At 39.3% G+C, this 22,254-nt stretch carries 19 protein-coding genes and 1 pseudogene; 6 read left to right on the top strand and 14 right to left on the bottom strand.

What is annotated here, in order from left to right; all coding sequences use genetic code 11:
- The 4 genes and pseudogenes from LDB17_RS11200 to LDB17_RS11185 all read right to left on the bottom strand — a co-directional run.
- Nucleotides 1-321: pseudogene (locus tag LDB17_RS11200) on the bottom strand (hypothetical protein); the annotation flags it as partial.
- A gap of 98 nt (nucleotides 322-419) precedes the next feature.
- Nucleotides 420-1,073 carry a vancomycin high temperature exclusion protein gene (locus LDB17_RS11195; protein WP_252637135.1) on the bottom strand — a complete coding sequence of 218 codons (654 nt, stop codon included), beginning with the start codon at nucleotides 1,071-1,073 and terminating at the stop codon, nucleotides 420-422.
- Nucleotides 1,073-1,939: a nucleoside phosphorylase gene (locus LDB17_RS11190; RefSeq protein WP_252637133.1), complete on the bottom strand. Its 867-nt coding sequence runs from the start codon at nucleotides 1,937-1,939 to the stop codon at nucleotides 1,073-1,075. The genes LDB17_RS11195 and LDB17_RS11190 overlap by 1 nt, the downstream gene beginning before the upstream one ends.
- A 377-nt stretch (nucleotides 1,940-2,316) precedes the next feature.
- Nucleotides 2,317-2,664 carry an MGMT family protein gene (locus tag LDB17_RS11185; protein ID WP_252637131.1) on the bottom strand — a complete coding sequence of 116 codons (348 nt, stop codon included), beginning with the start codon at nucleotides 2,662-2,664 and terminating at the stop codon, nucleotides 2,317-2,319.
- A gap of 141 nt (nucleotides 2,665-2,805) precedes the next feature.
- Here LDB17_RS11185 and LDB17_RS11180 point away from each other — a divergent pair, with 141 nt between their 5' ends.
- Together LDB17_RS11180 and rlmH are read left to right on the top strand one after the other, a co-directional pair.
- On the top strand, nucleotides 2,806-3,633 hold the full coding sequence (locus LDB17_RS11180) for a sugar phosphate isomerase/epimerase (protein ID WP_252637128.1): 828 nt from the start codon (nucleotides 2,806-2,808) through the stop codon (nucleotides 3,631-3,633).
- 79 nt (nucleotides 3,634-3,712) lie between these two features.
- On the top strand, nucleotides 3,713-4,186 hold the full coding sequence (rlmH, locus tag LDB17_RS11175) for a 23S rRNA (pseudouridine(1915)-N(3))-methyltransferase RlmH (RefSeq protein ID WP_252637126.1): 474 nt from the start codon (nucleotides 3,713-3,715) through the stop codon (nucleotides 4,184-4,186).
- A gap of 4 nt (nucleotides 4,187-4,190) precedes the next feature.
- Here rlmH and LDB17_RS11170 read toward each other — a convergent pair whose 3' ends face one another.
- On the bottom strand, nucleotides 4,191-5,435 hold the full coding sequence (locus LDB17_RS11170; protein WP_252637124.1) for an FtsX-like permease family protein: 1,245 nt from the start codon (nucleotides 5,433-5,435) through the stop codon (nucleotides 4,191-4,193).
- Between the two features lie 12 nt (nucleotides 5,436-5,447).
- Entirely contained in the window at nucleotides 5,448-6,470 is a 1,023-nt protein-coding gene (gene ruvB / locus LDB17_RS11165; protein WP_135106689.1) for a Holliday junction branch migration DNA helicase RuvB, read from the bottom strand.
- Nucleotides 6,471-6,620: 150 nt separating this feature from the next.
- Between ruvB and LDB17_RS11160 the strand changes: the two genes are divergently transcribed.
- Nucleotides 6,621-7,196, top strand: a complete 576-nt coding sequence (locus LDB17_RS11160) for a phosphatase PAP2 family protein (protein WP_252637122.1) — start codon at nucleotides 6,621-6,623, stop codon at nucleotides 7,194-7,196.
- Between the two features lie 7 nt (nucleotides 7,197-7,203).
- On the opposite strand, the gene LDB17_RS11155 is transcribed toward LDB17_RS11160, so the two are convergent.
- The 5 genes from LDB17_RS11155 to LDB17_RS11135 all read right to left on the bottom strand — a co-directional run bounded on the left by LDB17_RS11155 (nucleotide 7,204) and on the right by LDB17_RS11135 (nucleotide 14,505).
- Nucleotides 7,204-7,947 (bottom strand): DUF3667 domain-containing protein, encoded by a 744-nt coding sequence (locus LDB17_RS11155; RefSeq protein ID WP_252637120.1) that lies wholly within the window; start codon nucleotides 7,945-7,947, stop codon nucleotides 7,204-7,206.
- A 35-nt stretch (nucleotides 7,948-7,982) separates the two neighbouring features.
- Nucleotides 7,983-8,753, bottom strand: a complete 771-nt coding sequence (locus LDB17_RS11150; protein ID WP_252637118.1) for an SDR family oxidoreductase — start codon at nucleotides 8,751-8,753, stop codon at nucleotides 7,983-7,985.
- A gap of 4 nt (nucleotides 8,754-8,757) precedes the next feature.
- Nucleotides 8,758-9,630 carry a YitT family protein gene (locus LDB17_RS11145; RefSeq protein ID WP_135106681.1) on the bottom strand — a complete coding sequence of 291 codons (873 nt, stop codon included), beginning with the start codon at nucleotides 9,628-9,630 and terminating at the stop codon, nucleotides 8,758-8,760.
- A 13-nt stretch (nucleotides 9,631-9,643) separates the two neighbouring features.
- On the bottom strand, nucleotides 9,644-12,445 hold the full coding sequence (gene leuS / locus LDB17_RS11140) for a leucine--tRNA ligase (RefSeq protein WP_252637116.1): 2,802 nt from the start codon (nucleotides 12,443-12,445) through the stop codon (nucleotides 9,644-9,646).
- Nucleotides 12,446-12,657: 212 nt separating this feature from the next.
- The gene (locus LDB17_RS11135) at nucleotides 12,658-14,505 is read right to left on the bottom strand and encodes a 4-hydroxy-3-methylbut-2-en-1-yl diphosphate synthase (protein WP_252637115.1); all 1,848 of its coding nucleotides are present in this window, start codon (nucleotides 14,503-14,505) and stop codon (nucleotides 12,658-12,660) included.
- Between the two features lie 177 nt (nucleotides 14,506-14,682).
- Here LDB17_RS11135 and LDB17_RS11130 point away from each other — a divergent pair, with 177 nt between their 5' ends.
- A complete protein-coding gene (locus tag LDB17_RS11130; protein ID WP_252637113.1) occupies nucleotides 14,683-16,635 on the top strand; it encodes a sialate O-acetylesterase in 1,953 nt (650 codons plus the stop codon).
- A 74-nt stretch (nucleotides 16,636-16,709) separates the two neighbouring features.
- On the opposite strand, the gene xerD is transcribed toward LDB17_RS11130, so the two are convergent.
- Nucleotides 16,710-17,609 (bottom strand): site-specific tyrosine recombinase XerD, encoded by a 900-nt coding sequence (gene xerD / locus LDB17_RS11125; protein ID WP_006841501.1) that lies wholly within the window; start codon nucleotides 17,607-17,609, stop codon nucleotides 16,710-16,712.
- A 132-nt stretch (nucleotides 17,610-17,741) separates the two neighbouring features.
- Between xerD and LDB17_RS11120 the strand changes: the two genes are divergently transcribed.
- Nucleotides 17,742-18,044 (top strand): septum formation initiator family protein, encoded by a 303-nt coding sequence (locus LDB17_RS11120; protein ID WP_006841502.1) that lies wholly within the window; start codon nucleotides 17,742-17,744, stop codon nucleotides 18,042-18,044.
- A 16-nt stretch (nucleotides 18,045-18,060) separates the two neighbouring features.
- Nucleotides 18,061-18,417, top strand: a complete 357-nt coding sequence (locus LDB17_RS11115) for a hypothetical protein (RefSeq protein ID WP_006841503.1) — start codon at nucleotides 18,061-18,063, stop codon at nucleotides 18,415-18,417.
- Between the two features lie 107 nt (nucleotides 18,418-18,524).
- On the opposite strand, the gene LDB17_RS11110 is transcribed toward LDB17_RS11115, so the two are convergent.
- Entirely contained in the window at nucleotides 18,525-19,769 is a 1,245-nt protein-coding gene (locus tag LDB17_RS11110; RefSeq protein WP_252637112.1) for a glycoside hydrolase family 5 protein, read from the bottom strand.
- 91 nt (nucleotides 19,770-19,860) lie between these two features.
- Nucleotides 19,861-22,251: a beta-glucosidase BglX gene (gene bglX / locus LDB17_RS11105; protein ID WP_252637111.1), complete on the bottom strand. Its 2,391-nt coding sequence runs from the start codon at nucleotides 22,249-22,251 to the stop codon at nucleotides 19,861-19,863.
- Nucleotides 22,252-22,254 lie beyond the last annotated feature (3 nt).

The following is a 22,254-nucleotide window of genomic DNA, read 5'->3' as shown; positions in this document are numbered from 1 at the left end:
GGTGAGTTCGCCACGCATCGATAAGAATATTACTCTCGGCTCAAAGTCATGCTTAACATTCGCTACATCGCTATATCTGTACATGAATAATCCATATCCTCCGAAACGCATGTATGGAGTATTAAAAGCCTGCCTGATTTTTTCGGTAGTCCCGTTTCCCAATGCACTTTTAGCTGGTGCATTTCCTCGTATCGAGTCGGCTTCACTTTGAGTCAATATATTTTTCTCCACTAATTTTTTTAACAGTTCACTATTTGAGTCCTGAGCATACACAAGGGTACATGCTACACATAGAGAGAGCACGAATAAGAGTTTTTTCATTAATATAATTTATTATTGTTTAAATTAACCTTATTTAAAGAAGCGACAAAATTAGTGTTTCCATCTAATATCAGCAACATCGTAATTCTTAAAAGATTTCAGATTTTAATCTTTTCTCCCAGATACTTTGGCTCTTTGCCTGTAGCGATATCCACAAAGACTTTGACCCTTGCAAATAACTCCCTTATTTTTGTTCTGTATGACGAGCGGTTAAGTGACAAATCTTTTGCATTATATCCATAGGCTGTCAGCCCGTAATTCTGAGCCAAAAACACAGCCCGTTCGTTATGAAACTCTTGCGACACGACAATAAACGAATCCTGACCAAATATTTCATTCATCCTCACCACCGAATCGAGCGTACGCAAGCCCGCATAATCGCAATGTATAATACTGTCGGGCACGCCGGCTTCGACAAGAGCGGCACGCATATCGTCTGCCTCATTATAATCTTTGCGGCTATTGTCTCCGCTTACAACAAAGACCTGCACCTTACCGGCATCATATAATTCTTTCGCAGCCTGAATGCGGTAAGTGAAGTATAAATTGGGACGATTGCCTATATTCTTAGCAGCACCCAAAACCAACGCCGCTTTCTGAGGGGGTATGCTATCTACCTCATCATATACAAAACCTTTGGAATCGTGAGGGATTTTCCAATTAGCAAAAAGGATTGCTAAAACTGATAAAATCAGTCCGATTGATAATACCCAAAACATCCGCTTGAGCCTCTTTTTTGTCTTTGTCTTCATTAAATACGCTCCAATACCTTCTTTATTAAATCTTCTATCGAACCCTTGTAGTTTGAGTTTGATTCTCCTGCCAAACGATTGGCTATTATTGTGCATACAGTCATGGCCTTATGCCCCATCAACCGGCTCATTCCTGCCAACGGTGCGCTTTCCATCTCGTAGTTGGTAATCGAATCTTCCCCAAACCTGAATGACTCTATTTTACTATTGAGATCAGGATTAGCCAATGGCATGCGTACATATCGCCCCTGTGGCCCATAAAAGCCAATGGCAGATATGGTAACACCTTTTATCATGTCATGTCCTATGCGTTCTACCAATTCCTCATCGGCCTTTACAACATACGGAGCGCAGTGCTGGGGATTCCAGCCAACATGTTTCTTAAAGGTATCCTCAAAGTCAGCCAATGTCACTTTATCACGATTTGCATAATAGTTGAGTACTCCGTCGAAACCGATCGACTTTGCAGCAACCACATACGAACCAATTGGGCAATGAGGCTGCAATCCTCCTGATGTTCCTACACGCACCATTGTGAGCTGTTTGAAGTCTTTCTTTACTTCACGTGTCTTGAAATCAACATTAGCCAACGCATCCAATTCTGTAATTACAATATCTATATTATCGGGGCCGATACCATGCGAAAGAGCGGTAATGCGCTTCCCTTTATACGTTCCGGTAATCGTATGGAACTCCCGGCTTTGGATATCACATTCTACACTATCAAAAAAAGACGCGGTAAGGCTCACTCTGTCGGGGTCGCCCATCATTATTATTTTGCCCGATAATTGTTCCGGCTTTAGATGTAAGTGAAAAACACTGCCATCACTATTTATAATCAGTTCTGAATCGGGAATTATTCTCATATCGTTTATTTGTGTTTATTTACAAAGATATAAATTGTTTTACTTGGTTCTATTCTTTAGTTACTATTCATATAAAAAGTGACAAAACCCAAAAAACAACCAACGCTATATATCAACACCTTACAGCCAAAAGGTGACAAAAGTGACACTTTTTGAAATGTTTTTTGTTGTTACCTTTTTTTTATTTTACATATCAGTTACAAAAAGAAATTGTTGTCGCATTCGCTCATATCCATCCTTAAAAAAACCACAGAGTAAAAAGAGTAACACAGAGTTTTTTGCAATAAAACAAATACCTCATTTTTTTTTGCCTATTACTTCAAAGCTTACTCTATTAGATAATTTTATTCTTAGAAAGCGAATTCCTATAAAGGAATTTATTCGATAGTCAACTCTTGGGTAGGATCCCAGAATACTTTCTTCCAATTGGCGATTCGGTCATTTATAACATTAACTCCTTCCTCTTCTAAGAGCTTCTGCATTTCGTTCGAGTTTCCGAATGCTTCTTTGGCTGAGAGTACACCCTGACTATTTACTACCCTATGCGCCGGAATACCGGAAATGACAGAATTGCACTCTCCCATCACCCTACCTACCAAACGTGACATATTGGGATAGCCGATAGCCTTAGCGATTGCGCCATAACTTGTAGCCCGACCATACGGAATAATCCTCACAACATCATACACTCCTCGTCTGAAATCTTCTTTATCCAAATGTGCCATTCTTCTTTTATTACAAGCTCTATTTTATAAAATATAAAGATATAAGCTTTAACTATAAGGATATATTATTCTATGAGAATTGTTATATTTGTACACCGTGATGATCTTAAATAAAAATCTAAATATCTAAAAAAGTAACCCATGAGTAAAACACTAAGATTATTCCTACTTTTAGTGTGCGCGCACACAACAATTCTTTTTGCCAATGAACCCGAGAAAACGCAACGAGATGATGGCGAATTATTTAAGGTAGCCATAGCCGGATATACATTTGTAAATTTCAATCTGGATGAGACCCTCAAAATGATGCAAGAGGTAGATGTTCACTATCTTTGCATCAAAGATTTTCATCTTCCGCTGAATAGTACCGACGAAGAAATTGCCGCATTCCATGCTAAACTGGCAAAGTATGATGTTACAGGTTATGCTGTAGGTCCTATCTATATGAAGACCAAAGAAGAAGTGGACAAAGCGTTTTATTATGCCAAACGTGTTGGCGTAAAACTTATCGTAGGTGTTCCCAATCATGAACTACTACCTTATGTAGACAAGAAAGTAAAAGAATATGATTTCAAATATGCCATTCATCTTCATGGTCCCGACATCGAACTATATCCGCATGCAGCTGATATCTATGAACATGTAAAAGACCTAGACTCTCGTATCGGAATGTGTCTCGACATTGGTCATGATGCACGTGCAGGACATGATCCGATTGCCGACCTAAAAAAATACAGCGACAGAGTGTTCGACATCCATATGAAGAATACAACCGCAGCAACTAAAGCCGGAAAGACAGGTGAAATCGGTCGGGGTATAATAGACATTCCTACTTTTGTGAGAATGCTTCGCGAAGTAAAATACTCAGGAGCTTGCAGCCTCGAATACGAGCGAAATATGAAGGCCCCTTTAGCCGGAATAGCCGAATCTATAGGTTATTTCAGAGGTGTGATTGATGCAACGAAATAAGGGAAAAACTTATTTTTGATACAACAGGATAGGCAGCAAGAAATTGTTGCCTATTTTTGTAATGAAAAAACTAGAAAATATGAAAATCATTCTTCTCGCTATAGGCAAAACCGATGCAGGCTATTTTGTAGAGGCTATCAACGAATATCAGAAAAGATTGGAACATTATATCCCTTTCGAGATACAAATTATACCTGACATAAAGAACACCAAAAGCCTTACGATGGAACAGCAAAAGGAGAAGGAAGGTGAGTTGATATTAAAAAACGTACAGCCGGGAGATTATCTCGTTCTGCTGGATGACAAGGGAAAAGAATATACCTCCATGCAATTTGCCACCTATATAGAAAAGAAAACACATACCGTAAGCAAGCGGCTTATATTTGCCATTGGAGGCCCTTATGGTTTCTCGGAAGCAGTATATCAAAAGGCGAATGAAAAACTAACTTTATCACGCATGACTTTTTCGCACCAGATGGTACGTCTTATATTTGTGGAACAGTTGTATAGAGCAATGACAATCTTAAACAACGAACCTTACCATCACGAATAATCTCTTATTCGAAACGAAGTGATTTTGCAGGAGATATTTTTGCTATCAGATAAGAAGGCCCAACCATAGCCAACACCGACAAGGTTAAGGTAGCAATGTTGATCAGAATAATGTGTAATATATTTATATCCACCGGCATTTCGGATACATAGTAAGTATTGGGATCTAGCTTTATCAAGCCAAAATACCGTTGAAGCAACAGCACAGTTAGGGCTATAATATTTCCCCACAACATACCTTTCAATATCAGGAATGAAGACACATAGAGAAATGTTTTGCGGATATTAAAATTTCGTGCACCAAGGGTTTTAAGTATACCAATCATATTGGTGCGCTCCAAGATTATAATAAGCAATCCCGATATCATCGTAAATACAGAAATGGCAAACATCAAGATCATGATTACCCATACATTCATATCCAACAGATCGAGCCAACTGAATATCATCGGGTTCATCTCTTTAATAGATCGGGTTAGAAATGTATTACCATCCACATCCCGATAAGTCATCATATCTAAATATATGTTCTGTGTAAGCTGATCCAGTTGGTCAAAATCGTTAACGAGCAGCTCTATACCGCTTACCTGATCGGGTTGCCACTTATTAAGCCTTTGTATAAGTCGGATATCTGTTACAACAAATAGTTTGTCGTAATCTTCAAAATTGGTACTGTATATCCCCGTAATATTAAACTTACGGGCACTGCGTTCCTGAACAAAATACGAAATAAAACTATCGCCTGTCTTCAGATTAAGTTTATCGGCTATATTCTTGGAGATAATAACCTGATTGGTGATTGTTGTATCATCAGGGTTGATAATCTTACCGTCAATCATATTCTTCTTGAAGAAGTCCCAATCGTAGTCTTTCCCTACCCCTTTTAGAATTATCCCCTGAAATGCACTATCTGTTTTTATGATACCCGGTTTTGTAGCATATATTTGCGCATGTGCTATACCCGTCTCATGGCTCAATGTATCTAAAAGACCGGGAGTAACAGCTACCGGCAATGTTTCGTAAGACGTGGTGTTATTCAGGTTGGTAATCTGAATATGAGAGCCGAAGCCAACAACCTTGTTGCGCACCTCTTTCTTAAAACCGATAACAATAGACAATGCCAGAATCATAGCTGCCAATCCTATTGCAACACCTGCAATAGCGATTTTAATAGCAGGTGAAGACGCTTTTTTCTCTCCTTCGCCTTTACTAAAATGGATCCGCTTGGCTATAAATAACTCTAAGTTCAATTTTTTATTCTTTTAAAATAGAAATCCTTGCTCACTTTCTCTCTTCCTTCCCAGATGTTTATAGGCAAGGTCTGTCACTTCACGTCCACGAGGAGTACGTTTCATAAAACCTTCCTTGATAAGGAACGGCTCATATACCTCTTCGATCGTCCCTCCGTCTTCTCCCAATGCGGTTGCTATTGTAGAAATTCCTACCGGCCCCCCTTTGAATTTATCGATCAGGATAAGTAATATTTTATTATCAATCTCATCCAATCCATACTTATCTATATTCAACGCTTCGAGAGCATAAGAAGCGATATCTTTGTCTATCTTACCCGACCCTTTTACCTGAGCAAAGTCACGCACACGGCGCAGCAAGGCATTCGCAATACGGGGCGTACCACGACTACGTGAAGCAATTTCTATAGCAGAATCTTTCGAAGCAGGTACATTCAATATATCTGCCGATCGTAAGATAATATGCACAAGGGTATCTATATCGTAATATTCGAGATGCATGTTTATCCCAAAACGGGCACGCAGAGGGCTTGTAAGCAGACCACTACGAGTCGTTGCACCAACAAGGGTAAACGGATTGAGTTCTATCTGTACAGAACGAGCGCTAGGCCCTTTATCTATCATTATATCGATGCGATAGTCTTCCATCGCACTATACAGATACTCTTCCACAACGGGCGATAGGCGATGTATTTCATCGATGAAAAGAACATCGTTTGGTTCCAACGAAGTAAGCAGTCCGGCTAAGTCTCCGGGCTTATCTAATACAGGTCCTGATGTGATCTTAAACCCTACACCAAGCTCATTGGCTATAATATTCGACAGGGTTGTTTTACCAAGTCCGGGAGGGCCATGCAACAGAGTATGGTCGAGCGATTCGCCGCGCATTTTTGCAGCTGTCACAAAGACTTGTAAATTTTCTACAACTTTACTCTGTCCACGAAAACTCTGGAAGGTGAGAGGGCGCAACGCATTCTCAAACTCCTTCTCATTTTCATTTATATTCTCCCTGTGTATATTAAATGTTCCTTCCATAATGTATGGTTGCAAATTTACATCAATATATTCAATTTACAGACAGATACCGATTGATTTGCAATTACTAAAAATATAAAAGATTTAAATATTCTTCATTTTAATCGTAAAATAATATTTCTTTGTGGTTCATTTTCAAGATATACGCCAATGCTTCGCAAAATTATAGAATGGGATAAAGAACTCTTTTTGTATCTGAACAGTAAACATATCGGTTGGCTCGACCCTGTTATGTTATTTTTCAGTTCGTACCATTTCTGGGTGATTATGTGTATTCTGATGGCTGTATTTATCTATTACAGATTAGAGATTTGGAAGAAAACGAGCGTTGTCTTTTTCTTGCTTTCTATCGGTGCAAGTGCATTATTAACCAACATTATTAAGATGATGGTAGAACGTCCACGTCCGATACATAATCAAGATTGGACAGGTGTTATACATGCAATAGAAAGGTACAGTTCGAGTACAAGCTTCTTCTCGTCCCATTCTGCAACAACGTTTACGATGGCTACTTTTTTCCTTTTATTATTCCGTAAGACCGGCTCTAAGTATTACGGTTATCTGGCAATAATTTGGGCTACAGTTGTCGCATATAGCCGCATCTATCTTGCCAAGCATTATCCTATCGATGTTGCTTGCGGTATATTATTTGGAATCACAATTGGTATTATAGGATATAAGCTCCTTGAATATTATAAAAACAAGAAGAAAGGATTAAACCCTTAAAATATCTCTACCGATGGTTGATAAAAATGAATGCGAATGTAACTAAAGAAGAAGCTATCACAACAAACAAAAATGATAAAACCATACTGACTAACGTCTTACATACAGTCTTGATAGGTGAATTCTTCCCAAACAATTGTATATATACCCAGAATTGATATAAATAGCAAAATAAGAAAGTCAGTAATACGCCCCATATGGAGAGGGTGAAATAATAAATAGGATAAGTCAAAATAAGAATTAGGATCTGCATTCCTACTATATATGAGTTTATAACCAGAAACTCCACGAAATTGTAACCTGACTTCTTAAATACTATATAGGATGCTAATGCATAAAATGGAATAAAAGCCAGCATAACAAAAGAATAATGCCCATACATCCAATCGAAAACCAATTGACTGTAATTATTGGCTGCAGCATCTGTCTGGAGATAGGCAAATGAGTTTTCAGGATATACTTTTAGGTAAAAACATATAAATCCGTATATAGTTCCTAAAATAAGAATAAATGAAAACGGTTTGAAATGGGTGATTCTTTTACCCGATAAATATTCGCGAATAGACTCACCAGGTCTCGTAATGAGTTCTTTTATCGTATACAAAATTCCTCTATCTACATGAAAAACACTATGCTGTATTTCGTGTAGAATATAATGAAAATTAATACGCTCAGTAGCTGTTGATTGCCCACAGGCTGAGCAATATTTTCCGGAGACAGGAGTACTACAATTTTTACATATATCTGACATATTATTATTTACTCTATTAGATTTAAATTCTGTAATTACAACCATTTCCCAACCTTCCGCTTTTCCAACCCGGAATATATTTTCAGGAAAAGAGGGAAAGCTCTTCCAATAGGAAAAAAGAAACGAAACAACAAGGATGGGTAAACATTCTCCTTCCCTTTTTCGATCCCTCTGATAATTTTTTTTGCTACAGTTTGCGAGTTTTGTGTAGGAAATGGCAAAGGCGTACTATCTTCTCCGGTTGCTTTATCAAAAAATGCAGTGCGGGTGGCAACAGGGTAAACTGCTGTTATTTGTAAGTTTTCAGACTGCTCGTACCTATAGGTTTGCACAAAATGATGCAATGTGGCTTTTGTAGAACAATACAATGAGTAAGCAGGCAAAGAAACCAAGCCTGCTCCCGATATAGTACAAGCAAATGCAACTCTTTTATTGTTACTGTCAGCTACTAGCTTCTCGAGTGAATAGATCGGGGAAAATACGTTCAGATTGAAAATATTCTCTATATGCTGCCAATCGGGGTTATTTATTTTTTCGAGGTAAGCAAAACCGGCATTAGCGATAAAGACATCAACTCCCCCGTCAAATATTTCTTGAGCATAATTGAATACATTATCAACTCCATCTTTACTGCTTACATCAGCAGCATAAGGGTATACAATTCCTTCTTTTTGAGGGATACGGTCAGCATGACGGGCAACAGCTACAATTCTGACATTCGGATATAAGGCTAAAATATCGAGCATATCTCTCCCTATTCCTGAAGAGGCGCCTGTGAGAATGATATTTTTACCTTTTAAATCCATGATTTTATGTCCTTATCTTATCAAAGCCTTCTCCATAAACACCCCGAACAGTACTTTGTGAGATAAATGCCTTCTCATCAATACTTTTAATCAGGCGGAATATCTCCAGAGCTTCGTTGCGCTTAGCTAAGACAATCAGAACCTTTGTTGGCTTCTTCGTATACCATCCCATACCATCCAAAACAGTACAGCCCCGGTGCAATTCATGGTTTATGGCAGTGGCTATAATTTCATATTTTTCGGAGAAAACAAGTATCTGAACCGACTGACGGAATCCGTTGATAACCATATCTATACTATATGTCATCACACCCATCACAATGAGCCCGTATATAATGGTCTGATAATTCTGGAATACAAAATACGAACAACTTATTATCACAAAGTCGCACAAAAGCATTCCTCGCCCAAAAGCTATATTTTTATACTTATTGATAAGTGCTACAACGATATCCGTACCTCCCGTACTACCATTCGAACTGAATACCAACCCTATCCCAACTCCGCACATCATCCCTCCGATAACACCTGAAAGAAGCGGCTCATTTTTTACGATGGGCTCAGTTATCATAGACTGACAAATAGTAAGCAGAAAAGTGAGTACAACAACTCCATAGATGGTCTTTATCATAAACTTAAGACCGAGAACTTTAAGAGCCACAAACAACAATCCACAGTTTACAAGAAAATACGTATACTGCAAAGGAATCTTCGCATTTGTAGCGTATTCCACAAGCAGGGCTATCCCTGTTAACCCTCCGGTAACGATACCTCCGGGTTTTATAAATCCAATAAGCCCTACGGCATAAAGAGCCAGTCCAACAAATATAGTTGCGTAATCCTTCCAGTAAAACTCCTTTAAATATCTTTTAGGCATGGATTGTTATTGATTACAATACGACATTTATCATTTTCTTGGGAACAAAGACGACCTTCTTCGGAGTTTTTCCGTCAAGCCATTTCTGAGCCAGCTCATGACTTAACACCGCTTTCTCAACATCAGCTTGTACAGCATCTGCCGAAAACTCAAGTTCGAAACGAACCTTACCGTTAAAAGCGACTCCATATTTGAATGAATCTTCTGCAAGATATTCTTCATTAAAAGCAGGCCATTTTGCATCACAAACAGATATTGTATTACCCAATGCAGACCAAAGCTCTTCGGAAACGAATGGAGCAAAAGGAGCAAGCAAGGTAACCAACTCTTGTAAAATCGCTTTTTTACTGCATCTTAAAGAAGTTAATTCATTCACACAAATCATAAACGCTGAAACAGATGTATTGAATGAGAACGACTCGATATCAGCAGACACCTTTTTTATAAGCTTATGCAATGATTTTAGCTCTTCTTTTGTCGGTTCTTCATCGGTAACAACAAACTCTTCACCTTTATAGAACAGACTCCACACTTTACGTAAGAAGCGGTGAACACCATCGATACCATTCATATCCCAAGGTTTGGACTGCTCCAATGGCCCAAGGAACATTTCGTACATACGCAGTGTGTCTGCTCCGTACTTTTCGGCTACATCGTCAGGATTTACGACATTGTGATATCGTTTACCCATTTTTTCGATATTCCATCCGCAAACATACTTACCACCTTCAAGTATAAATTCGGCAGTCTCGTATTCAGGTCTCCATGCTTTGAATCTATCTATATCAAGCACATCATTATGCACAATATTTACATCCACATGGATTTCTGAAGTTTCATATTCATCTTTCAGGTTATAAGATACAAATGTATTTGTTCCATTGATACGATATACTAAGCTGCTTCGCCCTTGTATCATACCCTGATTAATCAGTTTCTTGAATGGCTCATCTTCACACGAAACGCCTATGTCGAATAAAAATTTATCCCAGAAACGGCTGTATATCAAGTGACCGGTAGCATGCTCTGTACCACCGATGTACAAATCAACATTGCGCCAATATTCATTTTTCTCTTTCGAAACCAGTTCCTTATCATTGTACGGATCCATATAATGCAGATAGTACGCCGATGAACCGGCAAATCCCGGCATTGTATTCAGCTCGAGAGGGAATATTGTCTTGTGGTCTACCTTAGCAGTATCTACAACTTTTTCATTGGCTTCATCCCATGCCCATTTAGTAGCACGTCCTAATGGCGGTTCTCCCGATTCAGTAGGCAAGTATTTATCTACTTCGGGCAACTCAAGAGGTAGTTTATCTAATGGCAACATATAAGGAAGACCCTCTTTGTAATACACAGGGAATGGCTCTCCCCAGTAACGTTGGCGGGAGAAGATAGCATCACGAAGACGGTAATTTACTTTTACACGTCCTAGCTTGTTTTCTCTTACATATTCTTTTGTTTTCTCAATCGCTTCCTTAACAGTCATTCCATCTAGGAATCCTGAATTCATCATGATTCCTTCTTTTGCGTCAAAACTTTCTTCCGAAACATCACATCCTTCAATCAAAGGTATAATCGGCAAGTTGAAATGTTTAGCAAAAGCATAGTCACGGCTATCGTGTGCAGGAACAGCCATAATTGCACCTGTACCATAACCGGCAAGCACATAATCAGAAACCCAGATCGGTATTTCTTTGCCGTTAAGAGGATTTATAGCATACGAGCCGGTGAATACTCCTGATATTTTTTTATCCATCAGGCGGTCACGCTCAGTGCGACGTTTTGTAGCATCCAGATATTTTTCTATTTCGGCTTTTTGCTCGGCAGTTGTCACCTGAGGAACGTATTCACTTTCGGGAGCAAGTACCATAAATGTAACACCAAAGATGGTATCGGCACGGGTAGTAAAGATTTCGAATTCAACATCCGAATCTTTTACTTTGAATTTCATTTCTGCACCTTCGCTACGTCCAATCCAGTTGCGTTGTGTTTCTTTGATAGAATCACTCCAGTCTATTTTATCCAGACCTTCGAGCAAACGCTGTGCATACGCCGACACACGCAAGCTCCACTGGCGCATCAAGCGTTGTTCTACAGGATAGCCTCCACGCTCCGACAAGCCATTTATAACCTCATCATTAGCCAACACAGTACCTAAAGCCTGACACCAGTTTACAGTTGTTTCGCTGCGGTAGGCTATACGGTAGTTGAGCAATATTTCTTGCTTTTGTTTTTCGGAATATGACTTCCAGTCGGCAGCACTAAATTGCAATTCTTCGCTGCAAGCTATATTCAGACCTTCTGTGCCAACTTGTTCGAAAGCAGCGATCAGTTCGGTAATCGGACGTGCCTGGTTCTCATCATAGCAATAGTAGCTGTTGAACATTTGAATAAATGCCCATTGCGTCCATTTATAATATCTGGGGTCGCAGGTCTGTATTTCACGACTCCAATCGTATGAGAAGCCAATCTTATCCAACTGCTCACGGTAGCGGTTTATATTCTGCGCTGTAGTAATGGCAGGATGCTGCCCTGTCTGTATAGCATATTGTTCGGCAGGAAGTCCGTAAGCATCATAACCCATTGGATGGAGAACATTGAAACCTTTCAGCCTCTTGTAGCGAGAATATATATCGGATGCGATATATCCGAGCGGATGCCCTACATGCAGCCCTGCTCCTGATGGATAAGGGAACATATCAAGGACATAATATTTAGGTTTGCTTTTATCCTCTTTTACTTTGTAAGTTTTATTATCAATCCAATATTGATGCCAACGTTTTTCTATTTCTTTAAAGTTGTATTCCATAGCCGAATATCTTGCAATTTTTTATTGGCGCAAATATAGTTATTTCTTCAGATTTAAACGAATTAATAACGATGCTTTCAGAGCATAATTTACATGTTCTGTTTTTATATATAAAAGAAATTGAGGGATTTTAGTATAAATTTGAGGATATAGTATAAAAAAAGAGCAGCAGGGAAAACAATGTCTCCTCTGCTGCTCTCTTTCTATAATTTTTAGTTTTCGGGCTCTACCCAATCACCATTCTCTTTTATAAGCTGAACAAGACGCTCTACAGCTTCCGCTGAAGAAATATTTTTCTCTATAAGGTTCTTCTTTTTGTAAAGAGAAATTTTGCCTTTCTCTGCGCCTACATAGCCATAGTCGGCATCAGCCATTTCTCCGGGACCATTGACAATACATCCCATCACACCTATTTTAAGATGTTTGAGGTGCGAAGTTGCCCCTTTCACCAATGCAACAGTTGTCTGTAGATCAAATAAGGTACGTCCACAGCTCGGACAAGAAATATATTCGGTTTTGCTTGTACGCACACGTGATGCCTGCAAAATACCAAACATATATGCATCGATATTTTTTAGAGGAATTACTCCTTCGTTCTGCAACATAATACCATTCCCAAATCCATCGAGATACAATGTCCCGAAGTCTGCTGCGGCTTTTATCTGAATGTCTTCCGACTCATTTTCTGTATAGCGACGATTGAGAACAACAGGCGTATCACAATCGTTATTCATCAATGTGTGAATAAAAGCACGCTGTTCGCCTACTCCGTTGATATGATCGGTAGAAAGAATAACAACGATAGACTTATCATTCTTCAACAACGCTAAAATATCTTTATCCAACTCAGGATAAGACAAGCGGAGGAATTTTATAGCCGAATTTGTTTCGCTGATTTTATTCCAATTCGATTTATCAAACAACGGATAAGTATTTTCCTCACCTTTCCAGCCCTCAAGGTCTATAATAGAAGGAATTGCCCTAGGTGCAGCAATAGGAAGCTCCTTGCCTACATATAAATAGTCGGGCAAGAAATGACTATTTAGCTCAAAATTACCTTGCGAACGATCTGAAATGACAACAGGAACACTATCACCTCCAATATTTCCTACTACATACGTCTCACGTCTGTCGGTAGAAAAAGGCGAGAACTTATCACTTGCTGTGGCTACTATTTCAGGATGATTTTCTTTTTGCTTAATATATGCTATCAGCTTACGGGCAACCGGTACTTCATACTCAGGATCTTCGCTCAACGACACACGAATCGTGTCTCCGATTCCATCCGACAGGAGCGAGCCTATACCAACCGCCGACTTGATGCGCCCATCTTCACCGTCTCCGGCTTCGGTTACACCTAAATGCAAAGGAAAATTAAGACCTTCTTTTTCCATACGAGCAATCAGCAGGCGTACAGCCTTTGACATGACCACCGTGTTTGATGTCTTCATCGAAATGGCAATATCCTTAAATCCTTCTTCGAGGCAGATATGTAAAAATTCCATACAGGATTCTACCATTCCTTCAGGTGTATCACCATAGCGGCTCATAATACGATCGGAGAGAGAACCGTGATTTACCCCGATACGGATAGCCGTCTTATGTTCTTTACAGATATCGAGTAAAGGAACTAGTTTAGCTCGTATTTTTTCTATTTCCTGAGCATATTCTTCGTCAGTATATTCGAAAGTTTCGAAAGTTTTTACCCTATCTACAAAGTTTCCCGGATTGATACGTACTTTTTCTACAACCTTAGCTGCGGCCTCGGCTGCACGAGGGTTGAAGTGTATATCGGCAATGAGCGGAGTATTATATCCTCGCCCACGCACCACTTCTTTTATATTTTTCAGATTATCGGCTTCGCGAACCCCCTGTGCTGTAAGGCGCACATAGTCGGCTCCGGCTTCTACTATTCTTATTACCTGTTCGGCACTTGCTTCTGTATCGTTCGTATTGGTGTTTGTCATCGACTGCACCCTGATAGGGTTATTTCCGCCCAGTGGAGTATTCCCTATTCTGGTTTCGGATGACAGACGTCTTTTATAATTAAAGTAATTCATATGAATTTTATGTTGTTTTTTAGTTGGGATCCGAATATTATAACAAAGATAAACTTTTTTTGTTTCACTGATAAGGAATCCCTGTGAGCGTTAATTAGGCAAGAGAAAAATACTTGTTTCTCATTTGCTTTAAAAATAAATTTTTAATGTTTATTTTTACAGAAAAGATTTAATACCATGACAAAAAGAACATTACTCTTACCCTTTTTCTGCCTTTTGTGCTTTGCTTCAGCACTTCACGCAGAAGTAAAACTAGCTAACATCTTCTCCAACAACATGGTTCTTCAGCGTGACAAACCTATCAAAATATGGGGTTGGGCTGACAAGAATGAAGCTGTTGAAGTACACTTTCTGAATCAAATAAAAAAAGTAAAGGCCGATAAGAATGGCGCTTGGGTTGCAACACTCAATCCTGTATCGTATGGCGGTCCTTACACAATGGAAGTAAAAGGAAAAAAGAATAGCATCACATTGAATGATATCCTTATCGGTGAAGTATGGCTATGTTCGGGACAATCGAACATGGAAATGGCTGTACACGGATGGGGATCAGTCTATAACTATGAGCAGGAAATAAAGGATGCCAATTATCCTCAGATACGTGCATTCAACGTAGTGAAAGATATCAGCATGAAACCCAAAGACAATCTAGGCGGAACATGGCAGGTATGTTCTCCTCAAACCGTATCGGAGTTCTCTGCCGTTGCATACTTTTTTGCTCGCAAATTAAATAAAGAATTGAACATCCCTGTAGGCATTATCAACTCCTCGTGGGGAGGGACAGATATAGAAACATGGACAAGTAGCGATGCTTTTAACAGCCTTCCCGAGAAATTCAGAGAAAGATACAAAGACTTTAAGGTTGACAACTTTGATGAGTTTGCCAAAACCAATGAAGAAAACAAAGCTAAATACCTAAATGCACTGAATAATGATCCGGGCATCAGTGAAAAATGGTACGAACCTTCATTCAACACCTCAGCGTGGAACAAGATGCAATTGCCACAGATGTGGGAAAATGTAATTGGCAATATTGATGGTATCGTATGGTTCAAATATAACATTTCGCTACCAAAAGAAAGTGAAGGAAAAGCTGCGACAATAGATTTAAGCGTAATAGACGATAATGACATTGTATGGATAAACGGTATAAAAATTGGAGAAACAGAAGGTTATGCGGTTAAGAGGAGCTACAAGATACCGGAAAATGTACTGAAAAGTGGAAACAATACCATTGTTGTAAAAATCACCGATAACGGTGGCGGTGGGGGTATATATGGAAAAACAGAACAAATGTATCTGCAAGTGCAAGGGAAGCAATACCCTTTGGCCGGAGAATGGCAATACAAAGAAGCCGTAACCAACAAAATGTATCAGTTTATCGATATTTCTCCTAATATGTATTATTCGCTGCTATACAACGGTATGATAAACCCTATAACCGGATTAGCCATCAAAGGAGCTATCTGGTATCAGGGAGAAAATAATGCATCGCAGGCGTACAACTATCGTACCCTATTCCCTACAATGATAAACAACTGGCGTACAAAATGGGGCTACGAATTCCCATTCTACTGGGTACAGCTGGCTAGTTATACGGCAAAGGACGACAAGCCGGTGAATAGCGAATGGGCAGAATTGCGTGAAGCCCAAACAATGACACTATCTCTTCCTCAAACAGGTGAAGCTGTGATTACAGATATAGGCGATGCAGATGACATTCACCCTCGCAACAAACAGGATGTTGGCCTTCGCCTTGCTCTTATCGCACTCAATAAAGATTATGGCAAGAAGGATATCGTATATTCAGGCCCTACCTTTAAAGAAATGAATATTGAAGGCAATAAAGCAGTCATTTCGTACAACAACACAGGTAAAGGGCTATGCGTAAAGAACAAGTACGGATACGTTGAAGGTTTTACCATTGCAGGAGCAGATCAGAAGTTTGAATGGGCGAAGGCTTATATCGACGGAGATAAAGTAGTGGTTTACTCAGAGAAGATAGCTAACCCTGTGGCTGTACGCTATTCTTGGGCAAATAATCCGGATGTGAATCTGTTTAATCAAGAAGGATTGCCTGCCGCACCTTTCAGAACTGATAATTGGAAAGGAATTACACAGCACGATTAAAAGAATAGAAAGAATAAAACAGGCTGTCCTAAAAGTAGAAATTACGTTTAGGGCAGCCTGTTTTATATAAGTCACTATCGTCTATTACGTGGGTGATGTTCTATGATTTCCTGACGCAGATACTCCCTGTCCATATGCGTGTAGATCTCGGTAGTGGTGATCTTTTCATGTCCGAGCATCAATTGAATAGCTCTGATATTTGCACCACCTTCAAGCAAGTGTGTCGCAAACGAATGGCGGAAGGTATGTGGACTGATCGTTTTCTTTATACCAGCCTGTATAGCGTATTCTTTAATAAAATGAAAGACCATAATACGGGATATCGCAGTGCCTCTGTTACTTAGAAAGAGGGCATCCTCCGAACCTTTCTTTACATTTATTTCCTTGCGGTATATCAAATATTTTTCTATTTCCTTGATTGCCGTGTGCGATATAGGGACAAGACGCTGCTTACTCCCCTTACCTTGTACCTTGATAAAACCTTCATCAAAAAACAGATCGGAGAATTTGAGTGTAGTAAGTTCTGAGATACGCAAGCCACAACTATAAAGGGTTTCTAAGATTGCACGATTGCGTTGCCCTTCTTTCGTTGACAGATCGATCACCGACATTAATTTTTCTATTTCGTCAAGAGCAAGTACGGTTGGTAACTTCAATCCGATCTTCGGACTATCGAGTAATTCGGTCGGGTCGTTTTGCATATAGCCATCCAACACTAAGAAATCATAAAACGACTTTATCCCTGAGATGATCCTTGCTACAGAACGTGCATTTATCCCTATATCATACAATTGGGCTACAAACTGTTGCAGATTATCGAGCGTAACATCTTCTACTTTCAGATTCTCATTTTGCAGAAACCCCGATAGTTTAGCCAAATCAGTCATATATGCATCAATGGAGTTGGGCGATAATGATTTCTCCAACAATAGATAATTCCTGTATTTTCTGACTATATTATCTTCTTTTGCCATCCTGCTATATTGATAAGCCGATATCCATAAAGAATATCTTTTAACCTTATTTCATTTATTTATAACTACAAATATATATCTTTGTAGACGGAGTATAGTACATCCGGATTATCTTAATTGTTTTTAGTTTTTATGAAGATTTTCAAATCTATATTCAACTATCTTATTACCAGATATACAAAAGTACAGTTACTTATTATATTGGTAATCATATTTTTTGCATTCTTCATCAGCGATAGCAATATATTTGCCCGCTTTGGATATGATGCAAAAATAATGGAGTTGAATAGCCAGATAGATTATTACCGTGAGAAAACGGAACAAGATAAGGAAAAATTGAAGTTGCTGGAATCTGATAAAGACCAGATCGAAAAATTTGCACGCGAAAACTACCTGCTTAAAAAAGACGATGAAGATGTCTTTGTGGTAGAATAACATATCTAATTTTGTAATGAAGCAAAACCCTAAGCTTAAAAACATTCTGTTTCAAATATCAGCTATACTAATTCTTTTAGCTGCAATCATTTATTATTTCCAGCCCGAAATAGCCAAATATATACTGATAGCCGGAGCTGTGGGGTATACAGCCATTACCTTTACGACGCCTTATCCGGGAAAGAGCTTCCGAGGAAAGCGACTCTTCAATATAATGGTGTTTGCAGCATTGCTGATGTGTGTATCAGCCTATCTGATGTTTGTAAATATTACAGGATGGGTAGTCACCATACTTATTGCCGCTATACTTACTTTATATGGTACCATTGCCATGTCGATGGAGTATAAAAAAGAGCAAAAAGACGAGGAGTAAAAAATGAAAGGGACTACTATATTTCTATAATGTAATCCCTTTCCCAATCTCTATTTACAATAAATGCTTAATCACTAAGCGAGGAGATTATATTTTCAGACCCAACATCAGGGCTTCATACCCAATGCGGAAATGTATCCTGCGTTCTTCTTGCAATGTTTAAATTTCATATTTTCCAGTAAATCAGTCATCGCTTTTTTCACGACCTCTTGATTTGATCTTGCTGCTCGTATTTTTGCAAAATTTCCCCTGTCTTGCTTGGTATACTCAACTATCAAATCCCAATTTTCGGGTTTAGGTATCGTTACCATACAGCTATTAGGAACCATTTTCTTATACGGCCAGTAATGCCATCCTATATTGTTGCGCTCCATCAGGCGTGTCCATCCGGCAATCCACTGGTCTGTATTTTCGCCCGTTTCGCCCATATAAATTGGTAAATTCACACTATCTCTAAACTGTACAAAATCCTGAATATTAGACTGCAATGTGTCGCACCAATAGCGATGGCAGGTATACATCAGTTTATCATCAAATTTAGAGTCTTTAAACATCTTGAAGTTTCCATTCCACTGTGCTCCGCCAAGCAACACAATATGATTCTTATCTACCATGCGGATCGTGTCTACACATCTTTTGTATAGCGGCTCTAACGAATCATTCAAGTGAGCATACTCTTTGAGAAAATAATGCGCTATGGGCTCATTCAGAAGATCATAACCCAGTACAATTGTGTCATTCGCATAATGCTCCGCTACTTTTTTCCATATATCACAAAACAATTCTTTGCTCGGCTCACTTTCCATCAGCCAAGGATATCCGTAGCTATCATCAATATTATCACCTGTTTGTCCCCCCGGAGCATCATGCATATCCAGTATAACATACAAACCCTCTTGGCGACACCACTCTACGACCTGATCTATCATCCCAAAACCGTTATGATCGGAAGCCTGTCCCATATAATCTTCATTCGTAAAGAGTTTATAATGAAACGGTATCCTCACTGAATTCATTCCGGTTTGTTTGATATATTTTATATCTTCTTCTGTTATATAATTCTTTTTAAACTCATTCCAAAACCAGTTTGTGAAATCAGGCCCAACCATTTCACAAAAAGCCTCATTGATCAGGCGATACGAACTTGCATCCTGAAAGAGAAACATATATCCTTCGGGATTGAGCCAGTTACCCAAATTGATTCCTTGAATAAGAAATTTTTTACCATCGGGCTTTATCAAATTAGGTCCCTCTACACGGATAAAGCGATCGGAAGATTGTTTCTCTTCCTTCTTCGATTGACAGGATAGAAAGATTATAAGCAAGGGCAATAAGTAAAATAATTTTCTCATAGTTTTTATATTATAATTGCGTTTTGACATAAGAAGAGGCTGTCTTAAAAATCAGTAACTATTCTTATATAAGACAGCCTCTTGTTGTACTTTATTCTGTCACAGAGAAAGTACCCTTTAGGGTAGCGTTGCTATGACCGCCTACCCAAACATTAAAATCACCTTTTTCAGCCTTCTTTACTAAATCTCGACCGTAGAATGCTAAATCATCTGTTGTAAGTTTAAATTCAATTGTCTTTGCTTCTCCTGCTTTCAGTGCTACTCGTTGAAAGCCTTTCAATTCTTTCACAGGGCGTACAACCGAGCCTACAACATCCTGTACATAGAGCTGAGCAACTTCTGTTCCATCTACACTTCCTGTATTTTTAAGAGTTGCTTTTACCGTCAGTGTACCATTCATAGGAACAGTTGAAGCGGAGAGCGTTATATTTGAATATTCGAATGTCGTATAAGAAAGTCCATATCCGAAAGGAAATAGCGGATCTTTACCCGAATCTAAGTAAAAGGATGTATTACCAAGAGAGGTCTGCCCTGCTTCGAGTGCAATATCATCGAGTGCCATCACCTTCTCAGGAGCCGGACGCCCCGTATTATTATGGTTGTAATACATCGGTATCTGCCCCACCTCACGTACAAACGTAGCTGGAAGCTTTCCACTTGGATTGGCTTTTCCGAATAATAGATCGAGAATAGCAACCCCCCCCATCGTTCCGGGATGGAAGTTAAATAATACCGCATCAGCATACGGAAGATCCCGCTCTATTGTTAGCGGACGACCTGCCATAATAACTAATACTACAGGTTTACCTGCACTTTTTACCGCCTTCAGCAAGTCTGATTGTAATCCTATCAGATTGATATTGGATAAAGAGTGAGCTTCTCCTGAAAGGATGGCTTCTTCTCCCAAGAAAACTACAGCCACATCAGCCGAGGCTGCAGCTTGTTTGGCCTTTTCAAAATTAGCAGTACTCTTATCACGGGAATATGCTAAGCCTTGCTCGTATACATAATTAACATCTTTATATTCTCCTTTGAGCGCAGCAATAGGAGTTACCGTGTAATTCTTATCGCCGTCAAAAACCCATGTTCCCATCTGATCGTGTGGCGCATCTGCCATCGGCCCTATAATAGCCACCTTTTTGCCTCGTGACAATGGTAATGTATTATTATCATTCTTCAACAAAATAGCAGACTCTATAGCAGCCTGTCTTGCAGCTTTTAGATGTGCATCAGCATATAAGACAGATTCCTTCTTGGTATCTACATAAGGATTTTCGAATAGTCCCATCCGGAATTTGATACGAAGTATATTACGTACCGCATTATCTATTGTTTCTACCGAAACTTTTCCTTCTTTTACCAATTGCGGCAAATACTGAACATATGATCCACTAACCATTTCCATATCCAGACCCGCATTGGCTGATATTTCAGCTACTTGTTTACTATCCTTAGCAAATCCGTGAGCGATCATCTCGGTCATTGAAGCCCAGTCGGAAACCACAAATCCATCAAATTTCCATTCGTCACGCAAAATCTTTTTCAGTATATAACTATTCCCCGAAGCAGGAATACCATCATTATCGTTGAATGAAGTCATAAGTGTTGCAGCACCTGCTTTAATTGCCTGTTGGAATGGAGACAGATATACATTGTGCAATAAAATGGGAGGTATATTTGTACTGTTATAGTCACGTCCGCCTTCGGCTGCGCCATATCCCACAAAATGCTTTACACATGCAGCAATAGAATTAGGATCATTGAGATTTCCATTTCCTTGAAAACCCTTTACCATAGCAGCACCTAGTATACCCGCCAGATATGGGTCTTCACCCAAACTTTCGGCTATACGCCCCCAACGTGCATCACGAGATATATCAAGCATCGGAGCAAATGTCCATGTGACACCTGTAGAACGAGCTTCTACGGCAGCAATACGCGCTCCTTCTTCCACTACTTGTGGGCTGAAAGAAGCTGCTTGTCCTAATGGAATAGGGAATATTGTTTTAAATCCGTGAATTACGTCACGTCCTATAATCAGAGGAATACCCAGCCGGCTGTTTTCCATCGCTTCTTTCTGAAGCTTGTTAACCATTTCCGGATCGGTAACATTCAGCAAAGAACCTATACCACCCGCCTTAACTGGCTGAATGATGCTATTATCTAACATCTGTGCCGAAGCTTGCCGGATGAGAGCAACCTTTTCAGCCTTGGTCATTTGCGAAGGCTTTTTCTGCCCCTGACCACCGGCAATGCCCATCCTTTCGAGGAAGGTATTCATATCATCTTCGCTATATTGAGCGATAGCCTTATCGTCTACAGCGAAGAAGCTAACCTGATTCATTTGCCCTATTTTTTCTTCAAGGGTCATTTTTGAAATGAGGTTTTCAATACGCTTCTCCACATCGTCTTGAGCCAAACATGTTGAATACAAACCAAACAATACGGATATACCTAACAATCCTAATTTTCTAATTATCATATA

The organism is Dysgonomonas sp. Shenzhen-Wh21, from assembly GCF_043392705.1.
Classification (GTDB): domain Bacteria; phylum Bacteroidota; class Bacteroidia; order Bacteroidales; family Dysgonomonadaceae; genus Dysgonomonas.
Note: the sequence above shows the minus strand (reverse complement) of the source record. Positions and strands in the feature narration are given on the sequence as shown.

Bases quoted from the DNA above. Each gene is read 5' to 3' on its own strand.
- LDB17_RS11195 (WP_252637135.1), bottom strand. From the start codon at position 1,073: ATGAAGACAAAGACAAAAAAGAGGCTCAAGCGGATGTTTTGGGTATTA.
- LDB17_RS11190 (WP_252637133.1), bottom strand. From the start codon at position 1,939: ATGAGAATAATTCCCGATTCAGAACTGATTATAAATAGTGATGGCAGT.
- LDB17_RS11185 (WP_252637131.1), bottom strand. From the start codon at position 2,664: ATGGCACATTTGGATAAAGAAGATTTCAGACGAGGAGTGTATGATGTT.
- LDB17_RS11180 (WP_252637128.1), top strand. From the start codon at position 2,806: ATGAGTAAAACACTAAGATTATTCCTACTTTTAGTGTGCGCGCACACA.
- rlmH (WP_252637126.1), top strand. From the start codon at position 3,713: ATGAAAATCATTCTTCTCGCTATAGGCAAAACCGATGCAGGCTATTTT.
- ruvB (WP_135106689.1), bottom strand. From the start codon at position 6,470: ATGGAAGGAACATTTAATATACACAGGGAGAATATAAATGAAAATGAG.
- LDB17_RS11160 (WP_252637122.1), top strand. From the start codon at position 6,621: ATGCTTCGCAAAATTATAGAATGGGATAAAGAACTCTTTTTGTATCTG.
- LDB17_RS11155 (WP_252637120.1), bottom strand. From the start codon at position 7,947: ATGTCAGATATATGTAAAAATTGTAGTACTCCTGTCTCCGGAAAATAT.
- LDB17_RS11150 (WP_252637118.1), bottom strand. From the start codon at position 8,753: ATGGATTTAAAAGGTAAAAATATCATTCTCACAGGCGCCTCTTCAGGA.
- LDB17_RS11145 (WP_135106681.1), bottom strand. From the start codon at position 9,630: ATGCCTAAAAGATATTTAAAGGAGTTTTACTGGAAGGATTACGCAACT.
- leuS (WP_252637116.1), bottom strand. From the start codon at position 12,445: ATGGAATACAACTTTAAAGAAATAGAAAAACGTTGGCATCAATATTGG.
- LDB17_RS11135 (WP_252637115.1), bottom strand. From the start codon at position 14,505: ATGAATTACTTTAATTATAAAAGACGTCTGTCATCCGAAACCAGAATA.
- LDB17_RS11130 (WP_252637113.1), top strand. From the start codon at position 14,683: ATGACAAAAAGAACATTACTCTTACCCTTTTTCTGCCTTTTGTGCTTT.
- xerD (WP_006841501.1), bottom strand. From the start codon at position 17,609: ATGGCAAAAGAAGATAATATAGTCAGAAAATACAGGAATTATCTATTG.
- LDB17_RS11120 (WP_006841502.1), top strand. From the start codon at position 17,742: ATGAAGATTTTCAAATCTATATTCAACTATCTTATTACCAGATATACA.
- LDB17_RS11115 (WP_006841503.1), top strand. From the start codon at position 18,061: ATGAAGCAAAACCCTAAGCTTAAAAACATTCTGTTTCAAATATCAGCT.
- LDB17_RS11110 (WP_252637112.1), bottom strand. From the start codon at position 19,769: ATGAGAAAATTATTTTACTTATTGCCCTTGCTTATAATCTTTCTATCC.
- bglX (WP_252637111.1), bottom strand. From the start codon at position 22,251: ATGATAATTAGAAAATTAGGATTGTTAGGTATATCCGTATTGTTTGGT.